Here is a 17,268-nt window from a genome sequence, read left to right on the forward strand (position 1 = left end):
CCGGCTTGCGGCGGCGCGGACCGGTGTCGTCAGCGCACCGGCGGCGCGTAGAGCAGGCCTCCGGCGTTCCACTGCGTGTTCGGGCCGCGGGTCATGCCGAGCTTGGTCTTCTCGCCGAGGTTGCGGTCGAACACCTCGCCGTAGTTGCCGACGGCCTTGATGACGTTGTAGCCCCACTTGTTGTCGAGGCCGAGCATCTTGCCGAGTTCGTCGGCGCCGCCCAGCATGCGCTGCACCTCGGGGTCCTCGCTCTTCAGCTTCTCGTCGACATTGGCCTGGGTGATGCCCTTCTCCTCGGCGGCCATCAGCATCCACACCGACCAGGAGACGACGTCGCGCCAGTTGGAATCGTTCTGGCGCACGGCAGGCGCCAGCGGCTCCTTGGAGATCGTCTCCGGCAGGAGCACGTAGTCGTCCGGATTGTTGGCGACCGCGCGGATCGACGCCAGGTCGGAACGGTCGGACGAGATCGCCTCGCAGCGGCCGGAATAGAAGGCGGCGCGGTTCTCGTCCGGGCTCTCGAACACGACGAGTTCGAACTTGCCGCCGATCGTGCGGAAGAAGTCGGTCAGGTTCTGCGCGGTGGTGGTGCCGGGCAGCGTGCAGATCGCCGCGTCGGTCAGTTCCTTGGCGCTGGAGACGCCGAGCGACTTGGGCACCAGCAGGCCCTGGCCGTCGTAGAACACGGTCGGGCCGAAATCGAGGCCGAGCGAGGTCTCGCGCGAGAAGGTGTTGGTGGTCTGGCGCGACAGCACGTCGATCTCGCCCGACTGCAGCGCCTGGAAGCGGGTGTTGATGTTGGTGAGGACGAAGTCGACCTTCTCCGGATCGCCGAACACGGCGGCCGCCACGGCGCGGCAGATATCGGCGTCAAAACCCTGCATCCGGCCCTTTTCGTCCGCGGCCGCGAAGCCGGGCGTGCTCAGCGACACGCCGCAGATCAGCTTGCCGCGGCTCTTGACCGTGTCGAGCGTCGCGGCCTGCGCCGCCCCGGCGGCGACCACGCCGGCGAGTGCTGCGGTTGCGGCGCACAGCGCCAGAAATCCACGTTTCATTCATCCCTCCCTGGGTGTTGATCCTCGTAAGATCCGCCCGCGCCTGCCTTCCCCGGAGCGCGGCGTCGGAGCTTCGCCGGGCTATGTATGCATATATTGTGTACGATTAGGAAGAGGGTGCAACGAAGTGGTGTATACAATTATTCGTACTTGTGAATAAGGCCGAAAAGGCCAGCGCCGGGATCGGCTGCATCCTGTTCTGCCCCGGAGCCAAGACCGACTGCGATGGCGGGCGAGCTGCGAGAAATCGTGAAAATTCGGAAAGTGCTTGACCCTCCATCGCCGGGAACGCGCAGCCTCACACCTACGTCAACCCGCCAGGAGACTGACATGACCGACAGACAGTTCGCCGCCGAAGGGGCCTGCATCGCCTACAGCCTCGCCGGCGGCGCGGGCGTTCCGGTCGGATATGCTCACGGCATCCTGTTGAGCAGGGCCGCCGTGCGGGGCCTGGGCATCTTCGACCTCGACGTCATCGCGGCCGGTCGCCCGCTGCTCACCTACGACCAGCGCGCGCACGGTCACTCGACCGGACGGCCGAAATCCGCCGACTACCGGTTCGAACGGGTCGCCGCCGACCTGCTCGGCCTGCTCGACGTGGCCGGGATCGACCAACCCATCGACTTCGCCGGCTCCTCCCTCGGCGCTGCCGCCGCCCTTTACGCCGCCCTGGCCGCGCCGCACCGCTTCAGGCGTCTGGCGCTGCTCATCCCGCCGGTTGCCTGGGAGACGGGGCCCGACCAGTTGAAACAATGGTACTTCGACACCGCCGACAGCATCGAGGAGATCGGGCCGGCCGCATGGCGGCGCCAGTGGGCCGAAATGCCGCCGCTGCCGATCTTCGCCGACTATCCGCGAGCGAAGTTCAGCCCGGACATCGATGACAGGCTGGTGCCGGCCGTGCTGCGCGGCGCCGGGCGCTCGGACTTGCCCGACCCGGCCGCTCTGGCCGGGCTGCCGCACCCCACGCTGATTCTCGCCTGGGACACCGACCCGCTGCATCCCGTGACCACCGCCGAACGGCTGGCCGAGCTGATCCCCGACGCGACCCTGCACGTCGCGCGCAGCGTCGACGACGTGAAGAGCTGGACGCAGCGCACCGCCGCGTTCTTCGCGGACTGACGGTCGCGGCGCCGGGTGGCGCGCAACAGGCCTGGGCTCAGAGCTTCGTCCAGGCGGCGTTCTTCCTCGACGAGCGCACGCAGGCCTCGATGAAGGCCACGCCCTCGACCCCGTCCTGGACGGTCGGATAGATCACGTCCCTGGCCGGCTTGCCACCTTTTTTCCGCGCCGCGCGGATGGCGCGGGCCGCCTCCTGGTAGATGTTGGCAAAGCCTTCGAGATAGCCTTCGGGATGGCCCGACGGCACGCGCGTCACCCGCGCCGCGGCGGGTCCCGCGCCGACGCCGCCACGGGTGATCAGCTGCCTGGGCTGGCCGAAGGGTGTGTACCAGAGGTAGTTCGGATCGGCCTGCACCCATTCGATGCCGCCCCTGGAGCCGTAGACGCGCAGCTTGAGCCCGTTCTCGTGGCCGGGCGCCACCTGGCTTGCCCAGATCATGCCCTTGGCCCCGCCCTTGAATCGCAGCATGACGTTGACGTTGTCGTCGAGCAGCCGGCCGGGCACGAAGGCGTCGAGGTCGGCGGACAGGCTGTCGAGTTCGAGGCCGGAGACGAATCGGGCGAGATTGTAGGCGTGGGTGCCGATGTCGCCGGTGGCGCCGCCGGCGCCCGACTGCTTGGGATCGGCGCGCCAGGTCGCCTGCTTCTGGCCGGTGGCGGCGAGGTCTTCGGTCAGCCAGTCCTGCGGGTACTCGGCCTGGACGACGCGGATGTCGCCCAGAAGGCCCTTGGCGACCATCTCGCGCGCCTGCCGGACCATCGGATAGCCGGTATAGTTGTGGGTGAGCACGAAGACCTTGCCGGTCTTCTCGACCAGTGCGGCGAGCTTCCTGGCCTCGGCTAGCGTCGCCGTCAGCGGCTTGTCGCAGATGACGTGGATGCCTGCCTCGAGGAACGCCTTGGCGGCAGGAAAATGGATGTTGTTGGGGGTGACGATGGCGACCGCCTCGATGCCGTCGGGGCGCTTCGCCTCGGCCTTGGCCATCTCGGCATAGGAGGCGTAGGAGCGCTCGGGGTCGAGGCCGATCTCGGCGGCTGACGCCCTGGCGCGCTCGGGGTTGGACGACAGGGCACCCGCGACGAGTTGGAAATCGCCGTCCATGCGGGCGGCGATGCGGTGCACGGCACCGATGAAGGCACCCTGCCCGCCGCCGACCATGCCGTAGCGGATCGGGCCGTTGGCGTCTGCTGATTTCGATGCACCGACCATGTTGTGTCCTCCCTCGAATGTTGGCGCTGCCCCTCATCCCCCTGCCGGGACCTTCTCCCCGTATAGTGACGGGGAGAAGGAGCAAGCGGGCCCCTCGCGGCCAGCCTCCTTCTCCCCGTTCACGGGGAGAAGGTCCGGCAGGGGATGAGGGGCAGCGCTGCGTTCAAATCCCCATCATTTTCCTAAGCATCTTCCGATCACTGGACCCGCCGGCGAAATCGTCAAACGCCTTGTCGGTGACGCGGATGATGTGGCTCTCGATGAAAGGGGCGCCCTCGGCGGCGCCGTCTTCCGGATGCTTGAGGCAGCATTCCCATTCGAGCACCGCCCAGCGGTCGTAGCCATATTGCGCGAGCCTGGAGAAGATGCCGGTGAAATCGACCTGGCCGTCGCCGAGCGAACGGAAGCGGCCGGCGCGGCCGAGCCAGCCCTGGTAGCCGGAATAGACGCCCTGGCGCCCGGTCGGGTTGAACTCGGCGTCCTTGACGTGAAACGCCTTGATGCGCTCGTGGTAGATATCGATGAAGGCGAGATAGTCGAGCTGCTGCAAAAGGAAGTGCGACGGGTCGTAGTTGATGTTGCAGCGCCTGTGGCCGCCCACCGCGTCGAGGAACATCTCGAAGGTCATGCCATCGAAGGTATCCTCGCCCGGATGCAGCTCGAAGCAGAGGTCGACGCCGGCCTCGTCATAGGCGTCGAGGATCGGCCGCCAGCGCTTGCCGAGTTCGGCAAAAGCCTCCTCGATCAGCCCGGCCGGCCGCTGCGGCCAGGGATAGAGATAGGGGAAGGCCAACGACCCGGTAAACGACACGCAGGCCTTGAGGCCGAGGTTCTGCGAGGCCTTGGCGCCGAGCTTCATCTGCTCGACCGCCCATTGCTGCCGCGCCTTCGGCTTGCCGTGCACGGCGGCGGGCGCGAACGCGTCGAACTGGGCATCGTAGGCCGGGTGGACGGCGACGAGCTGGCCCTGCAGGTGGGTGGAGAGCTCGGTGATCTCGACGCCGGCATCAGCGCAGATGCCCTTGATCTCGTCGCAATAGGTCTTCGACGTCGCCGCCTTCTGCAGGTCGAACAGCCGCGTATCCGGTGTCGGGATCTGCACGCCCTTGTAGCCGAGGCTGCCGGCCCAGGATGTAATCGATTTCAGGCTATTGAACGGCGCCGCGTCGCCGGCGAACTGGGCGAGGAAGATCGCTGGTCCCTTCATTGTCGACGGCATCTCACATCCTCCCGATTCCGGTCCTGCAACGTCCTGGGGCAGATGACCATCATTTGAGCCGGCTCCGCAAGAGGCGGCAGCGGGCCGTCTACCGAACCAGTGCCGGCCATGGATCCCGAGCCGGGCGTCGTGCGAAAAGCGGCCGGCGCGCCGAGTCGCCGAAGCGCGGGACCATGAATTACCCCCGCAGCATGGCCTCGACCGCGAGCCCCGCCGAAAGCACACGGCGGTCGTGGCCGTGGCGGCCGACCAGCATGAGGCCGGCCGGCAGGGCCGTGCCCGGCATGGGCAGCGACAGGGCGCAGAGGTCGAACTGGTTGGCGACCTGGGTGTTGCGCAGCAAGAGCCCCTCTATGCGGTTGCCATGCATCCCGTCGGCCAGCATCTCGGCGATCGGCTGGGCGACGACCGGCGTCGCCGGCAGCACCACAAGATCGACTGCGGACAGCCGTTCGTCCATCGCCGCCGCAAGTTCGGCGCGCCGGCGCATGGTGCGGATGTAGGTGACGGCCGGCACCTGCAAGGCGCGGCCGAGCGAGCCGCTGACATGGTGGTCGACCGCGACCTTGGCACCGGCGGACAGCCAGTCGGCATGGATCTCGGCGCCCTCGATTGCCGCGATCGAGGCCGCGCGGGTGGCGTCGCGCATGCCGGCGAGCAGGTCGTCGAGCGCAAGATCGCCAACGCGGGCACCGGCGGCCGCAAGCCGTTTCAGCGATTGGTCGAAGGCGGCGGTGACGACGGCATCGCAGTTTTCCATCAGCCGCCCGCGCGCCACGCCGATGCGCAGGCCGGCAAGCGGAAGCGGCGCGAGGCCGGCGGGCTCCTTGCCGGCCATGACGGCGTCGGCGGCGATGCAGGCCCCCACCGTCTTCGCCAGCGGCCCAAGCGAATCGAGCGACGGCGACAGCGGAAACGCGCCGTCGAGCGGCACGCGCCGCGCCGTCGGCTTGAAGCCGACGACGCCGTTGAGCGCCGCCGGCACGCGCACCGAGCCGCCGGTGTCCGAGCCGATGGCGATGTCGGAGGTGCCCTCCGCGGCCGACACGCCTGCCCCCGACGACGAACCGCCAGGGATGAGCGTGGGATCGGCGGCATTGCCGGGCGTGCCGTAATGCGGATTGATGCCGAGCGCGGTGAAGGCGAATTCGGTCATCGCCGTCTTGCCGACGATGACGGCGCCGGCGCGGCGCAGGCGCTTCACCACCAGCGCGTCGTCCTGCGCGGGCGCTGCCTCGCGGCGCATCAGCGAACCGGCCAGCGTCGGCTCGCCGGCGACGTCTAGCAGGTCCTTGATCGAGACGATGACACCGTCGAGCGGGCCGAGCGAAAGCCCCGCCCTGGCCCGCGCATCGGCGGCGTCGGCCGCGGCGCGGGCGGCCTCCGCATAGAGCTTCATGAACACGCGCTCTTCGCCGGCGCGGGCGGAGAGCCGCGCAAGGATGGCTTCGAGCCGGTCTCTGGTCTTCATGGGTGCATCCGATTCTGGGCGATACCCGAATAACACGCGCTGGCCCCATGCAACACGGTTGTCGGCGGCAGCAAAGACCTTACATTCGCGGCACCCACCGCTCGGAGCCGCCATGACCGTCCATCTGTTCTCGCCGATCACGCTCGGCAAGCTGGAATTCCCCAACCGCATCGCGGTCGCCCCCATGTGCCAGTATTCGGCCGACGACGGCTCGGCGTCGGACTGGCACCTGCAGCACTGGATGAACCTCGCCATGTCGGGCGCCGGCATGATCACGGTCGAGATGACCGACGTCGAGCGGCGCGGCCGCATCAGCCATGGCTGCATGGGGCTCTATTCGGATGCCAACGAGGCGGCGGCGAAACGGGCGCTGGATGCCGCCAGGCGGGTGGCGACGCCCGGCGCCAGGTTCGGCGTGCAATTGGCCCACGCCGGCCGCAAGGCCGCGAACCGCAGGCCGTGGGAAGGCGGCGGTCCGCTGGCGCCAGACGAGGATGCCTGGCCGGTGGTGTCGGCCTCCGCACTCGCCTATGCCGATGGCTGGCAGGTGCCGCACGAGCTGAGCGAGGGCGAGATCGAGGAGACGATCGGTCATTTCGTCGAAGCGGCGAAGCGGGCGGAGCGCGCCGGCTTCGACTTCATCGAGCTGCATTCGGCGCATGGCTACCTGCTGCACCAGTTCCTGTCTCCGCTCTCGAACCACCGCACTGACAGATGGGGCGGCTCGCTGGAAAACCGCATGCGCTTCGCCATCGAGATCGCCCGCCGCGTTGTGGCAGCCGTGCCGAACCTGATGGTGGGCGTGCGCATGTCGCTGACCGATTGGGTCGAAGGCGGCTTCACGCTCGAGGAAGGCACCGAGGTGGCCAGGGCCTATGCGGCGGCCGGCATCGCCTATATCTGCTGCTCGAGCGGGGGCAACTCTCCGCACCAGAGCCTGCGCACCGGCCCCGGCTACCAGGTGCATCTGGCGGAAGCCGTGAAGCAGGCGACCGGCATTCCGGTGCGGGCCGTCGGCATGATCGACCAGCCGCGCCAGGCGGACGCGATCGTCCGCGACGGCCGCGCCGACATGGTGGCGCTCGGCCGCGCGCTGCTCGCCGACCCGCGCTGGCCCTGGCGGGCGGCGGCCACGCTCGGCCACGAGTTCCATGCCGCGCCGCAGCTGGCGCGCTCCGTGCAACTGATGAAGCAGTGGGGTGCGGCAGTGGCCTGAGCCGCCTGGCGCGGCGGACGGGTGCGGCTGGATCAGGACGGCGCAGCCGCGGTCTGCTCTACCGCTCAGGCAAAAGAATCGAGGGGTCGAAAAGTTGGAAAAGAGCGTCGAGACGATCAGGGGCGACCGCGACGGCATCGCCTATGAATTTGCGGTGCTGCACCTGAAGGGCTCGGCGGCCGATGCGCCCTCGGCCTATATCCAGGCCGCCCTCCACGGCGACGAACTGCCCGGCGTGGTCGCCATCGACGCGCTGATGCCGCGCCTGCGCAAGGCGGAGAAAGAAGGCCGCATCCGCGGTAACCTCACCGTCGTGCCGCGCGCCAATCCGATCGGCGGCAATCAGCAGCTCTTCCACAGCGCGCAGGGCCGCTTCGACCTCGGCACGCGCGTCAACTACAACCGCGACTTCCCCTTGCTCGACCGGCCCGACTTGTCGCTGCTGCCGGGCGACGAGGTGGCGATGACCGCCGACAAGCGGCTCAAGGCGCGGTTGTTGAAGCTGTCGGTCGGCCACGAGATCGTGCTCGACCTGCACTGCGACGACGAGGGAGTCGCCTATCTCTACGTGCCCGAGGAGCTGTGGCCGGCGATGGCCGATTGCGCCTCGGCCATGGGTGTGGACGCCGTCATCCTGTGGGGCGGCCAGTCGGGCGCTTCCTTCGACGAGGCTTCGCTGCATCCCTGGCTGAAGCTGCCGCGCAAGGAAGCCCGCCTCGAAAGCCGCGTCATCTCCACGGTGGAATATCGCGGCACGTCGGACGTCCATGCCGGCACGGCCGAGCACGACGCCGACGGCATCTACCGCCTGCTGGTGACGCGCGGCGTTGTCGCCGATCAATCGGTCGAGGCGCCGAAGCCGTTCGCCGGTGTGGTAGCGCCCATAGACCATATCGAGATGATGCCCGCGCCCTGCTCCGGCGCCATCCTCTATGACGTGAAGCCGGGCGACCGGGTCATGGCCGGCGCTCGGCTGGCAACGATCGTGTGCGCGCCCGGCGAGGACGGCGGCCGCGTCGAGGTCTTTGCCCCCCAGGACGGCTACATCCTCACCCGCCGCTCGCACCGCTTCACCGGCGCCGGCGACGATCTCGTCAAGCTGGTCGGGATCGGCCCGAGCAAGCACGCCCGCTCCGGCGCGCTGGAGGCGTAGGCCGGGCTGGCGGCGGAGCGCCGGCCGTCTGCGCTTCGCCGAGCCGATCTCGACCTGTCATCCGACTGAATGGCTGGCGGGCTCTTGCGCGGCAGTGGCCAGGATGGCGGCGCGGATCTCGGGCAACGGCGCCGGCTGGTCGCCGCAATGGACCAGGACGATGGGCTCCCTGGCGTCGGCGACCGGCACCCGCGCGAGCGGCCTGCCGTCATAACTCACCGCACCTGCCGGATTGGTGTAGCTGATGCCCACGCCCTCGCCATTCGCCGCCAGGCTGCGCAAAACCTCGACCGAGGCCGCCCGATGCGCCACGAGCGGCATCAGCCCCCGTGATCGGAACAGCCCGAGCATGTGGCGGATCGACAGGCCCTGATCGGAAAGGATCAGCGGCCGGCCGGCGAGTTCGGCGAGGCTGACCTCGACGCGCCCGGCCAGCGGATCGTCCGGCGCAAGCCACGCCTGCGGCGTCACCCGGGCATAGAGCTCGCGCCGGAAGCTGGCGTCGAGCCCGAGGTCGTAGGTCAGCGCCAGGTCGATCTGGCCCGCCGGCACGGCTTCGGCTAGGGTCTCGAAACTCGCCACCCGGGTCCTGATCTCGACATCGGGGAAGCCGTCGCGCAACCGCCGCAGCAGCGGCGCGAGGTAGGTCGGCGCCAGGTCCTCGAAGATGCCGAGCGTGACGCGCGCCAGCCGTCGCCGCCCCAACGCCCCGGGGTCCTCCAGCCGCGCAGCATCGGCCAGCAGCGCCTCGGCATCCGCCAGGAAAAGCCGCCCGAAGCCGGTGAGCATCACCGGCACGCCCTTACGGCGCAGGAAGAGTTTGCGCCCCAGATGCGCCTCGACCTGGGTCACGGCCACCGACAGCGCCGGCTGCGAGACGTTCACCTGCTGGGCGGCAACGGTCAGGCTGCCGGCATGGGCCACCGCCACCACATATTCGAGCTGCCTGAGCGAGATATATAACATCTGCTTATATTTAACTTATCCATATATTATTGGAAGTTAAAATCGACCGGCGGCATGATCGGGGCATTCAGCAGGAGACAGCCATGCCCCACCCGCTCATCACCCAGGATCATATCGACAGCTACCGGCGCGACGGGGTCGTGCTCGTCAAGGGCCTCTTCCGCGACCATGTGGAGGCGCTGCGGAAGGGCGTCGAGACCAACATGGCCGAGCCCGGCGAATACGCGGCCGAGAACCTTAAGGCGGGCGAAGGCGGCCGCTTCTTCGACGACTATTGCAACTGGCAGCGCATCCCGGAGTTCGAGGCGGTGATCCGCACGTCGCCCGCCGCCGAGGTCGCCGCCGACCTGATGCAGTCGAACGCCGTGCAGCTGTTCCACGACCATGTGCTGGTCAAGGAGCCGGGAACGTCGAAACCCACCCCCTGGCACCAGGACTCGCCCTATTACTTCGTCGAAGGCCGGCAGACGGTCAGCTTCTGGTCGCCGCTCGACCCGGTACGGGAAGCCTCGCTGCGCTGCGTCGCCGGCTCGCATCTGTGGGAGAAGCCGGTGCTGCCGACGCGCTGGCTGTCGGAGCAGAATTTCTATCCCGACGCCGATGCCTACATGCCGGTGCCCGATCCGGATGCCGAAGGGATGAAGATCGTGGAATGGGAGATGGAGCCGGGCGATGCGGTGGCCTTCGACTACAAGACGCTCCACGGCGCCCGCGGCAACGAGAGCAAGTCGCGGCGCCGCGCCTTCTCGCTGCGGCTGATGGGCGACGACGCCCATTACGTCGAGCGCCCCGGGCGTACCTCGCCGCCCTTCCCCGGCCACGGCATGCGGCCGGGCGAGAAGCTGCGCGAAGACTGGTTCCCGGTGATCTACCGGCGCTGAACATGCCCCGGGCGGGCAGCTGGCCACCCGGACCGGACCTACCTGACGGTCAGGAGGCCGAGAACAGCTCATGCCGCGCCTGCCATTCGGCACGGAGGCGTTCGCCCTTGCCTTTGAACAGGCTTTCGGTCGCGACGCAGGCGCTCATCCGGTCTATACGGAAATGCCGAAAATCCTGCCGCAGCTCGCACCAAGCGGCGAGCAGGACATTGTCCACGTAGTAGACCAGCGCGATCGGGAGGATGAGGCGCTCGATGATGCGTGCTTCCGCGTCCCGATAGTGCAGGTGAAGCCTGCGCTCCTCCCTGATCGCCTCGCGTATGACGCGATATTCCACCGAAGCTGGAGGAATGGCGTTCCAATGCGAGACGTGAAGGGGCGATCGCTCGATGCGGCTGCCTACGATATCGGGAAGGACGTCGGCGATCTTGCTGCCGACGCGGGACGCCGCTGCCAGAAGCCCGGCATCGCCGGTACGCCCGATGAGTGACAGGCCGACGACGATGGCCTCCACCTCGTCGGCCGTGAACATCATGGGCGGCAGGTCGAAGCCCGGCTGCATGACGTAGCCGACGCCGGCCTCGCCATCGATGGGAACTCGCATTGCCTGCAACGCCACGATGTCGCGATAGATGGTCCTCTGGCTGACCTCCAGGGTTTCAGCGATAGCGCCCGCCGAGACCGGCCCCGCTGCCCGTCTCAGCATCTGGATGATCTCGAACAGCCGGCTCGATCGTCCCATCACGGTTCGTCCTGCACATGTTCGACTTTTAGCATGAGCATGCTGACACTAGGTGTCAGCATGGCACAGCTAGGCTGGCGATCAATCAGCTGCGAGGGCATCCATGGTCGACCAGGCATTTGAAATGACGTCGGTAAGGATGGAGCGGATGTGCCTGCTTACGTTTCAGGCGCCGTCCGAGGACGTGGACCGCATCATGGCCGAGGTGGTGCAGATCACGCCGCTGACCATGGGGAACTACGACAGCAATGCGTGGCAGTCAGGGCCAGGCATCGAGCGATACCGGCCGCTCGACGGCGCGGCCGCGGGGCCGGAGGCGGCGCTTCGCAAGCGGCCTGGCACGGTGGAGGTATCGTTCGAACTCCCCGACGAACAGCGGCTCATCGAAAGAGTGATCGAGACGATTTTCGAGTCGCACAGCTATCAGGAGCCGGTGATCAGGCTCCAGACCATAGTCACCGCGCGGTCCAGGGGTCTCGACGACAACGCCAACCCCAATCGCTGGTGGAACACGACCGGCGACTGGAAGAACAAGCGCGCCTCGCCCGGTGCGGACGGAGGTCAGCCATGAACGTCGCCGAATACAGGCTCGGTCTCGCCCTGATCACGGGATCGGCGATTGCGTGGAGCACGGCGGGGTTCTTCACCCGCCTCCTCGCCGCCCTGGACGGTTGGACGATGCTTGCCTGGCGCGGCATCTTCGGCACCATCGGCATCGCCGTGGTGATCCTTGCCATGGAGCGCCACAATGCCTGGCGCGTCGCGCGGACCATGGCCTGGCCCGGCTGGCTGTATGCCATCGTGTCGGCGGTCGGCATGGTGCTGTTCGTCACGTCGCTCAGGCACACGACGGTTGCCCACGTCGCGGTGATCTATGCCACGGTGCCGTTCATCGCCGCAGCGCTCGGCTGGCTGCTGATGCGGGAAAGACCGTCGAGAAATGCCGTCATAGCCAGCATAGCCGCCCTGGCCGGCGTTGCCCTGATGGTCGGCCTGGGCACCGAGGGCGGCCTATTCGGAGATCTGCTGGCCCTCGCAATGACCTTGTGCATGGCAGCGATGATGGTCATCGCGAGACGGTTCCACGACATTCCCACCATGCCGGCCGCCTGCCTTTCCGCACTGCTGAGCGGGTTGGTCTGCTGGCCTTTTGGCGAGCCGCTCGCGGTCTCCGGATACGACCTGTCCATCCTGGCCCTGTTCGGCCTGGTGAACTCGGCAGTCGGCCTTGCCCTGTTCACGCTTGGCGCGCGGCTGCTGCCGGCGATCGAAACAGCGCTCATCGGCTCGCTCGACGCGCCGCTGGCCCCGCTCTGGGTATGGCTAGCCTTCGGCGAGACCCCCGGCATGAGCACGATCGCCGGAGGGCTGATCGTGTTCGCCGCCGTCGCCGTACACATCGTGGTCGAAGCGCGAAAGCGGCAGGCCGTCGCTTCACCTTTGGACGGAGAACCAGGTCTGGTTTCCTGAAGCCGACGATGACAGCGTTTTGACCCTGCGCGGCACAGCCCTTCGGCTGCCGGCATGTCACTGGTAGAAACCGACGAGTGCCACGCCAAGTCCGATCAGGATGGAGCCGCAGGCCTTGGGGATCACCCATTCCGCCCTGCCGGCGCTCAACCGGCCGTGGGCGAAGGAGGCGATGCCCACGGCAGCCACGTCGGCCGCCGAGAAGACGAGGTTGACGATCATGCCGAGGGCCATGAACTGCAGCCACAGCGGCATCGACGCCGACGGGTCGACGAATTGCGGCAGGAAGGTCAGGAAGAACAGCGCCGTCTTCGGATTGAGGACTTCCACCACGATGCTGTCGCGCAGGGTATTCGCGGCCGGGCTGCCCTTCCCGGATGCCTTGTTCCAGCCCAGCAACATGGTGAGCCCGAGCCAGACCAGATAGCCCGCTCCGGCCAGCTTGATTGCCGCGTAGACCGTCGGTGCCTGTACGATCAGCGACGCCAGGCCGACGGTAGCCGCGACGATATGGGCATAGCAGCCGATGTGGATGCCGAGGGCGGCCCTCAATCCCGCCCGCCGGCCATAGGTCAGGGTTTGAGCGGTCATGAAGAGTATCGCCGGCCCCGGCATGACAGCGAAAGCAAGCGTTGCGACGGCAAACGGAACCAACAGGACCAGCGACAGCATGACGGCTCCTCCCCGTACGACCAAGCCGCTGGGAGGAATAGGCGTGAGGCCCGTGCGAAAACATACGGCAGATGCCGTATTTAGGTCGCGCGCGCTTTCGCCCACGCTTTGGATGGTTAAGGCAATGTTATCGGCGCCGCCGGACGACCGGGTCAGCCCGCGGGCAGTCCCAGGCGAACCGCGTAACCGGTCAATTCGGCAGCGCTATGGAGATCGAGCTTACGCATCAGGTTTTCCCGGTGCTTGCGGACGGTCAGGGGGCTGATGCCCAGCCGTTCGGCGACCTCGCGCGCGGTCATGCCATGCGCGACCAGCGCCAGGATTTGCCGCTCCCGCCGCGTCAGCGGGATCGGCGAGAGCACCTCCTGCATGGGAACGGCCTGTCGGGACGGTTCGCTGACCGCGAAGCGAACGGTTCGCGCCAGATAGGTTCCGCCCGTCTTCACAGCCTCGATAGCCGCGCCGAGTTCCTCGGGGTCGCCGTCCTTGGTCAGATAGGCGCTGGCCCCCGCCTCGATCGCAGCGCGCACCGTCCTCGGCTCGACATTCGCGGTCAGCACCAGGACCTTCGTTCGAGGCGCAAGCTGCCTTATGTCGGAGATGAACTGGATTCCGGGAATGCCCGGCATGCCGAGGTCGAGGATCAAAAGGTCCGCGCGCGTGTCCCGCACCTGCCTCAACAGGGCTTCGCCGTCCGCGGCCTCGGCAACCACCGTCACATTGTCCATCACCGAGATGAGCAGCTTGAGGCCTTCACGAACGATGGCGTGGTCGTCGGCGATGATGGCGGTCAGCAAGCGATTCATCCGGTCGTCATCCAAAAACGGGCAAGAAAATGTTCAGTCGACAACCGATGGGAAACAAGTTGCCTATAGATCAACCGTCCTAGCATCTATACGGCAATTGGGGAAATACCATGCAGGAAGACAAGATACGCCAAGCTCTCATCGAGCTTCTGTATCGTAACTCCTACGGCGTGGTCATCTCCAACATCGTCATTTCGCTCGCGGCCGTCTACGTCCTCAGCAGCGCCGTGTCCGTAACCTGGCTCGCGGCATGGCTCGGCGCGCTCTATCTGCTGACCGCGATCCGCGTCCTGGCGTCCCGCCGCTTTTTCGGCCGCAACAGGGATTCCGGATCGATGCTGCGCTGGGCGTGGCTCGCAGCGGGATTTTCGTGGGTCTCGGGCCTGCTGTGGGGCGGGCTCGGCTGGGCCGGCTTCCTTCCCGAGGCGCCGATCGTGCTTTCCTTCACCGTCATCGTGCTGACCGGTCTCGTCTGCGGCACCGTGCCGTCGCTCTCGGCGTTCCCGCCGGCCCTCATCGGGTCGATCCTCGCAACGGCCCTGCCGGTCGCCGTCCGCAGCATCACCACCGAAAGCGACATCTCCGGCGCCTTCCTGTTCCTGCTGGCGTCACTCGTGGCCATCAATTTCTACTACTGCCGCATCACCTATCGCATGCTGCGCGAAACCATCAGCCTGCGGCTGGAGAACGAGGACTTGGTCCTGCATCTGCAGGAGCAGCGCGACCGGGCACAATCGGCCGACCGCGCCAAGACGCGCTTTCTCGCCGCCGCCAGCCACGACCTGCGCCAGCCGATCCACGCCTTGAGCCTGCTGGTCTCCACGCTGGCCGTGCTGGGGCAGCGCGGCGACGTGCCTTCGGCCGATGCCCGCAGCCTGGCGGGCCGGGCAAAATCCGTCGTCGGCAACCTCGGCGGGCTGCTGAACGGGCTGCTCGACATCTCCAAGCTCGACGCGGGCATCGTCACGGTGACCCCGGAGACGGTGGCACTGCGCGAGCTGTTCCGCGATCTTCACGGCGAGTTTGCCGAAGAGGCCAGGCAGCGCGGCCTGGAATGGCGCGTGGTCGACAGCCGCCTCAAGGTCGAGAGCGACCCGATGATGCTGAGGCGCATCCTGAACAACCTTTTGTCGAATGCGTTTCGCTACACCACGCAAGGCCGCATCCTGCTCGGCTGCCGCAGGCGCGGCGACATGGCGGAGATACAGGTCCTGGACACCGGCCCCGGCATCCCCCGGGACCAGCAGGCGATGGTCTTCGAGGAATTCGTGCAGCTGCAGAACCCGGCGCGGGACAGGACGCAGGGGCTTGGCCTGGGGCTGGCTATCGTGCGGCGCACGGCCGGACTGCTGAAGCATCCGCTCAGGCTTGACTCGAAACCCGGACGCGGCTCGCTGTTTTCGGTGACGGTCCCCAGTGTCCGCGCAGTGGCGACATCGCCCCGGCCGGTCGAGCAAATCGCCCATGTCGGTGTCACCGCCGGCATCATGGTCGTCGAGGACGAGAGCGACGTGCTCGACGCCATGGTGCAACTGCTTACCCTCGAGGGACATCGTGTCTATGCCGGCCGCTCCGCCGCCGAGGCGCAAGGCGCCCACGCGCAGGCTTCGAAAGCCGGAAAGGCACCGATCGACCTGATCGTCGCCGACTACCGCCTCGCCGACGGCGCCACCGGCTTCGAGGCGATCCAGGCCCTCAAGGCCTATGTCGGCCGCCCCGTGCCGGCCATCATCATCACCGGCGACACCTCGCCGGAACGGCTGAAGGAAGTGAACGCGAGCGGCGCCCGCATCCTTCACAAGCCGATCGCCGGAGAGGACCTGCGGGAAGCGATCCTTGCAGCTTGCCGACAGGCCTAGACGCCGAGCCGTTCCGCACGTCCTTCTCGACGCGCGGCGTACGGGCTATTCGCCATACACCAGCCGGTCCTGCCTGGCCCTGAGCTCGGCGATCTTGGAGCCCGGCGCGACTTCGGCGTTGGCGGTGGTGATGAGCTCGCCCTTCCTGATCGGGGCGGTGACCGTGCCGCCCTGCAGCAGGCCGCAGGGGATGGCCTTGGCGCTACGCGCCTCGGGCGCCGTCATGATCCAGGCGCGGTAGCTGTATTCGCCGATCGCGTCGAGCGCGTCGCCGGGCTTCAGATCCTTCTTGGCCACCGCGCAGACGTCGGCCACCGGCCTTGCCAGCGGCACCATGTCGGCCTTGCCGTGCAGTACGACGCGGGCGCAGGTCAGCGGCACCTCGAGCGAGGTCAGGTGATAGGGCCGGTGGAAGGTGAAATACGGGCCGTGGCCCATCTTCAGGTCCTCCATGCGCTCGCGGATGCGCGGATGCGACATGTCGGCGATGACGAAGACGCCCGGCGCCACCCCCTTGCCGATCGAATAGTCGACGACGCCGACCTTGGAGAGCACGCCGCCGTCCTTTTCGGGGACCAGCACCTTGTTGAGTTCCGGCAGCGTCGCCGCCGGGCCGTGCATGCCCGCCTTGTCGGGGACGAGCCCCGTGGCGTTGGCGATCGCCGCCATCTCGACCATGGTCTTGGAGCCGTCGACGAACTCGACCAGCATGCGCACGTTCATGTTGCGGCGCCGAGCCTCCTCGGCATAGTCGTGGGGAACCGCGTCGATGTTGAGCGGGTTGTTCTTGCCCTTGCCGGCGGCGACGATGGTGTGGCCCATCGCCGAGACGAACTCGATCAGCTCCATGCACGACGACGGCTCGTCACCGGCACCGAGCGAATAGGTGACGCCGAGCCGGTCGGCCTCGCTCTTGAGATAGGCGCCGATGGTGACGTCGGCCTCGACGTTCATCATCACCAGGTGCTTGCCGTGCTCCATGGCGCGCAGGCCGATCTCGGCGCCGACGGCAGGCACGCCGGTGGCGTCGATGACGACGTCGATCAGGCCGCTGTCGAGGATCAGGTCGGCGTCGTTGGTGACGGCGACCTTGCCGGCCTCGATGGCCTCGCTCAAAGCCGAGCCGGAGGCCACTTCACGCGCATGGCCCTTCTCCTGGTAGGCGATGTCGACGGCGCGGTGGGCGTTGGGCAGGTTGAGCTCGGAGATCGCGCCGACCTCAATGCCGGGCATGTGCGCCACCCGCGCCACGATGTCGGTGCCCATCTCGCCCGAGCCGATCAGGCCGATGCGGATCGGCTTGCCAGACTTCTGCCGCTCGATCAGCTCGCGCGCCAGGCCCACCGGTGCCACGTTGATCGTCATTGCTCGATCCTTTCGAGGAAACGTCTGAAACCTGGGACGACGGGTATTGAATTATGGCGCA

At 67.4% G+C, this 17,268-nt stretch carries 16 protein-coding genes; 7 read left to right on the top strand and 9 right to left on the bottom strand.

The genetic code is table 11. From position 1 onward, the window contains the following. Positions 1-29: 29 nt before the first annotated feature. The gene (locus tag J2X50_RS02945) at positions 30-1,055 is read right to left on the bottom strand and encodes an amino acid ABC transporter substrate-binding protein (protein ID WP_429091293.1); all 1,026 of its coding nucleotides are present in this window, start codon (positions 1,053-1,055) and stop codon (positions 30-32) included. A 330-nt stretch (positions 1,056-1,385) separates the two neighbouring features. On the opposite strand from J2X50_RS02945, the gene J2X50_RS02950 reads away from it, so the two are divergent. Further along, positions 1,386-2,177 carry an alpha/beta fold hydrolase gene (locus J2X50_RS02950; protein WP_429091295.1) on the top strand — a complete coding sequence of 264 codons (792 nt, stop codon included), beginning with the start codon at positions 1,386-1,388 and terminating at the stop codon, positions 2,175-2,177. Between the two features lie 37 nt (positions 2,178-2,214). Here J2X50_RS02950 and J2X50_RS02955 read toward each other — a convergent pair whose 3' ends face one another. From J2X50_RS02955 to J2X50_RS02965, 3 genes are all read right to left on the bottom strand, one after another. Next, on the bottom strand, positions 2,215-3,387 hold the full coding sequence (locus J2X50_RS02955; protein WP_429091297.1) for a Gfo/Idh/MocA family protein: 1,173 nt from the start codon (positions 3,385-3,387) through the stop codon (positions 2,215-2,217). Between the two features lie 163 nt (positions 3,388-3,550). Continuing rightward, positions 3,551-4,606, bottom strand: coding sequence for a sugar phosphate isomerase/epimerase family protein (locus tag J2X50_RS02960; RefSeq protein ID WP_429091299.1), 1,056 nt, complete (start codon positions 4,604-4,606; stop codon positions 3,551-3,553). 178 nt (positions 4,607-4,784) lie between these two features. Beyond that, entirely contained in the window at positions 4,785-6,077 is a 1,293-nt protein-coding gene (locus J2X50_RS02965; protein WP_429091301.1) for an amidase, read from the bottom strand. A gap of 112 nt (positions 6,078-6,189) precedes the next feature. On the opposite strand from J2X50_RS02965, the gene J2X50_RS02970 reads away from it, so the two are divergent. Together J2X50_RS02970 and J2X50_RS02975 are read left to right on the top strand one after the other, a co-directional pair. Then, positions 6,190-7,293: an NADH:flavin oxidoreductase/NADH oxidase gene (locus tag J2X50_RS02970; protein WP_429091302.1), complete on the top strand. Its 1,104-nt coding sequence runs from the start codon at positions 6,190-6,192 to the stop codon at positions 7,291-7,293. Positions 7,294-7,387: 94 nt separating this feature from the next. Continuing rightward, positions 7,388-8,446 carry a peptidase M14 gene (locus J2X50_RS02975; protein WP_429091304.1) on the top strand — a complete coding sequence of 353 codons (1,059 nt, stop codon included), beginning with the start codon at positions 7,388-7,390 and terminating at the stop codon, positions 8,444-8,446. A gap of 57 nt (positions 8,447-8,503) precedes the next feature. Here J2X50_RS02975 and J2X50_RS02980 read toward each other — a convergent pair whose 3' ends face one another. Continuing rightward, complete coding sequence (locus tag J2X50_RS02980; protein WP_429091305.1) at positions 8,504-9,412, bottom strand: LysR family transcriptional regulator; 909 nt, start codon at positions 9,410-9,412, stop codon at positions 8,504-8,506. An 83-nt stretch (positions 9,413-9,495) separates the two neighbouring features. On the opposite strand from J2X50_RS02980, the gene J2X50_RS02985 reads away from it, so the two are divergent. Continuing rightward, positions 9,496-10,293 (top strand): phytanoyl-CoA dioxygenase family protein, encoded by a 798-nt coding sequence (locus J2X50_RS02985; RefSeq protein WP_429091307.1) that lies wholly within the window; start codon positions 9,496-9,498, stop codon positions 10,291-10,293. 49 nt (positions 10,294-10,342) lie between these two features. Here the strand turns inward: J2X50_RS02985 and J2X50_RS02990 are convergent, their stop codons facing one another. Next, positions 10,343-11,035 carry a helix-turn-helix transcriptional regulator gene (locus J2X50_RS02990; RefSeq protein WP_429091309.1) on the bottom strand — a complete coding sequence of 231 codons (693 nt, stop codon included), beginning with the start codon at positions 11,033-11,035 and terminating at the stop codon, positions 10,343-10,345. Between the two features lie 103 nt (positions 11,036-11,138). Here J2X50_RS02990 and J2X50_RS02995 point away from each other — a divergent pair, with 103 nt between their 5' ends. Further along, positions 11,139-11,606, top strand: a complete 468-nt coding sequence (locus J2X50_RS02995; RefSeq protein ID WP_429091311.1) for a hypothetical protein — start codon at positions 11,139-11,141, stop codon at positions 11,604-11,606. Then, positions 11,603-12,505, top strand: a complete 903-nt coding sequence (locus tag J2X50_RS03000) for a DMT family transporter (protein ID WP_429091313.1) — start codon at positions 11,603-11,605, stop codon at positions 12,503-12,505. The genes J2X50_RS02995 and J2X50_RS03000 overlap by 4 nt, the downstream gene beginning before the upstream one ends. Positions 12,506-12,562: 57 nt before the next feature. Here J2X50_RS03000 and J2X50_RS03005 read toward each other — a convergent pair whose 3' ends face one another. Together J2X50_RS03005 and J2X50_RS03010 are read right to left on the bottom strand one after the other, a co-directional pair. Beyond that, a complete protein-coding gene (locus J2X50_RS03005; protein WP_429091315.1) occupies positions 12,563-13,177 on the bottom strand; it encodes a LysE family translocator in 615 nt (204 codons plus the stop codon). A 152-nt stretch (positions 13,178-13,329) separates the two neighbouring features. Further along, positions 13,330-13,983 carry a response regulator gene (locus tag J2X50_RS03010; protein WP_429091316.1) on the bottom strand — a complete coding sequence of 218 codons (654 nt, stop codon included), beginning with the start codon at positions 13,981-13,983 and terminating at the stop codon, positions 13,330-13,332. A 110-nt stretch (positions 13,984-14,093) separates the two neighbouring features. On the opposite strand from J2X50_RS03010, the gene J2X50_RS03015 reads away from it, so the two are divergent. After that, a complete protein-coding gene (locus J2X50_RS03015) occupies positions 14,094-15,842 on the top strand; it encodes a hybrid sensor histidine kinase/response regulator (RefSeq protein ID WP_429091318.1) in 1,749 nt (582 codons plus the stop codon). A 45-nt stretch (positions 15,843-15,887) separates the two neighbouring features. On the opposite strand, the gene J2X50_RS03020 is transcribed toward J2X50_RS03015, so the two are convergent. Beyond that, positions 15,888-17,207, bottom strand: a complete 1,320-nt coding sequence (locus J2X50_RS03020) for an NAD(P)H-dependent oxidoreductase (protein WP_429091319.1) — start codon at positions 17,205-17,207, stop codon at positions 15,888-15,890. Positions 17,208-17,268 lie beyond the last annotated feature (61 nt).

The organism is Aminobacter sp. BE322 (assembly GCF_050433525.1).
GTDB lineage: Bacteria > Pseudomonadota > Alphaproteobacteria > Rhizobiales > Rhizobiaceae > Aminobacter.

Coding starts and splice junctions, on each gene's coding strand:
- J2X50_RS02945 (WP_429091293.1), bottom strand. CDS start 1,055: ATGAAACGTGGATTTCTGGCGCTGTGCGCCGCAACCGCAGCACTCGCC.
- J2X50_RS02950 (WP_429091295.1), top strand. CDS start 1,386: ATGACCGACAGACAGTTCGCCGCCGAAGGGGCCTGCATCGCCTACAGC.
- J2X50_RS02955 (WP_429091297.1), bottom strand. CDS start 3,387: ATGGTCGGTGCATCGAAATCAGCAGACGCCAACGGCCCGATCCGCTAC.
- J2X50_RS02960 (WP_429091299.1), bottom strand. CDS start 4,606: ATGCCGTCGACAATGAAGGGACCAGCGATCTTCCTCGCCCAGTTCGCC.
- J2X50_RS02965 (WP_429091301.1), bottom strand. CDS start 6,077: ATGAAGACCAGAGACCGGCTCGAAGCCATCCTTGCGCGGCTCTCCGCC.
- J2X50_RS02970 (WP_429091302.1), top strand. CDS start 6,190: ATGACCGTCCATCTGTTCTCGCCGATCACGCTCGGCAAGCTGGAATTC.
- J2X50_RS02980 (WP_429091305.1), bottom strand. CDS start 9,412: ATGTTATATATCTCGCTCAGGCAGCTCGAATATGTGGTGGCGGTGGCC.
- J2X50_RS02985 (WP_429091307.1), top strand. CDS start 9,496: ATGCCCCACCCGCTCATCACCCAGGATCATATCGACAGCTACCGGCGC.
- J2X50_RS02990 (WP_429091309.1), bottom strand. CDS start 11,035: ATGGGACGATCGAGCCGGCTGTTCGAGATCATCCAGATGCTGAGACGG.
- J2X50_RS02995 (WP_429091311.1), top strand. CDS start 11,139: ATGGTCGACCAGGCATTTGAAATGACGTCGGTAAGGATGGAGCGGATG.
- J2X50_RS03000 (WP_429091313.1), top strand. CDS start 11,603: ATGAACGTCGCCGAATACAGGCTCGGTCTCGCCCTGATCACGGGATCG.
- J2X50_RS03005 (WP_429091315.1), bottom strand. CDS start 13,177: ATGCTGTCGCTGGTCCTGTTGGTTCCGTTTGCCGTCGCAACGCTTGCT.
- J2X50_RS03010 (WP_429091316.1), bottom strand. CDS start 13,983: ATGAATCGCTTGCTGACCGCCATCATCGCCGACGACCACGCCATCGTT.
- J2X50_RS03015 (WP_429091318.1), top strand. CDS start 14,094: ATGCAGGAAGACAAGATACGCCAAGCTCTCATCGAGCTTCTGTATCGT.
- J2X50_RS03020 (WP_429091319.1), bottom strand. CDS start 17,207: ATGACGATCAACGTGGCACCGGTGGGCCTGGCGCGCGAGCTGATCGAG.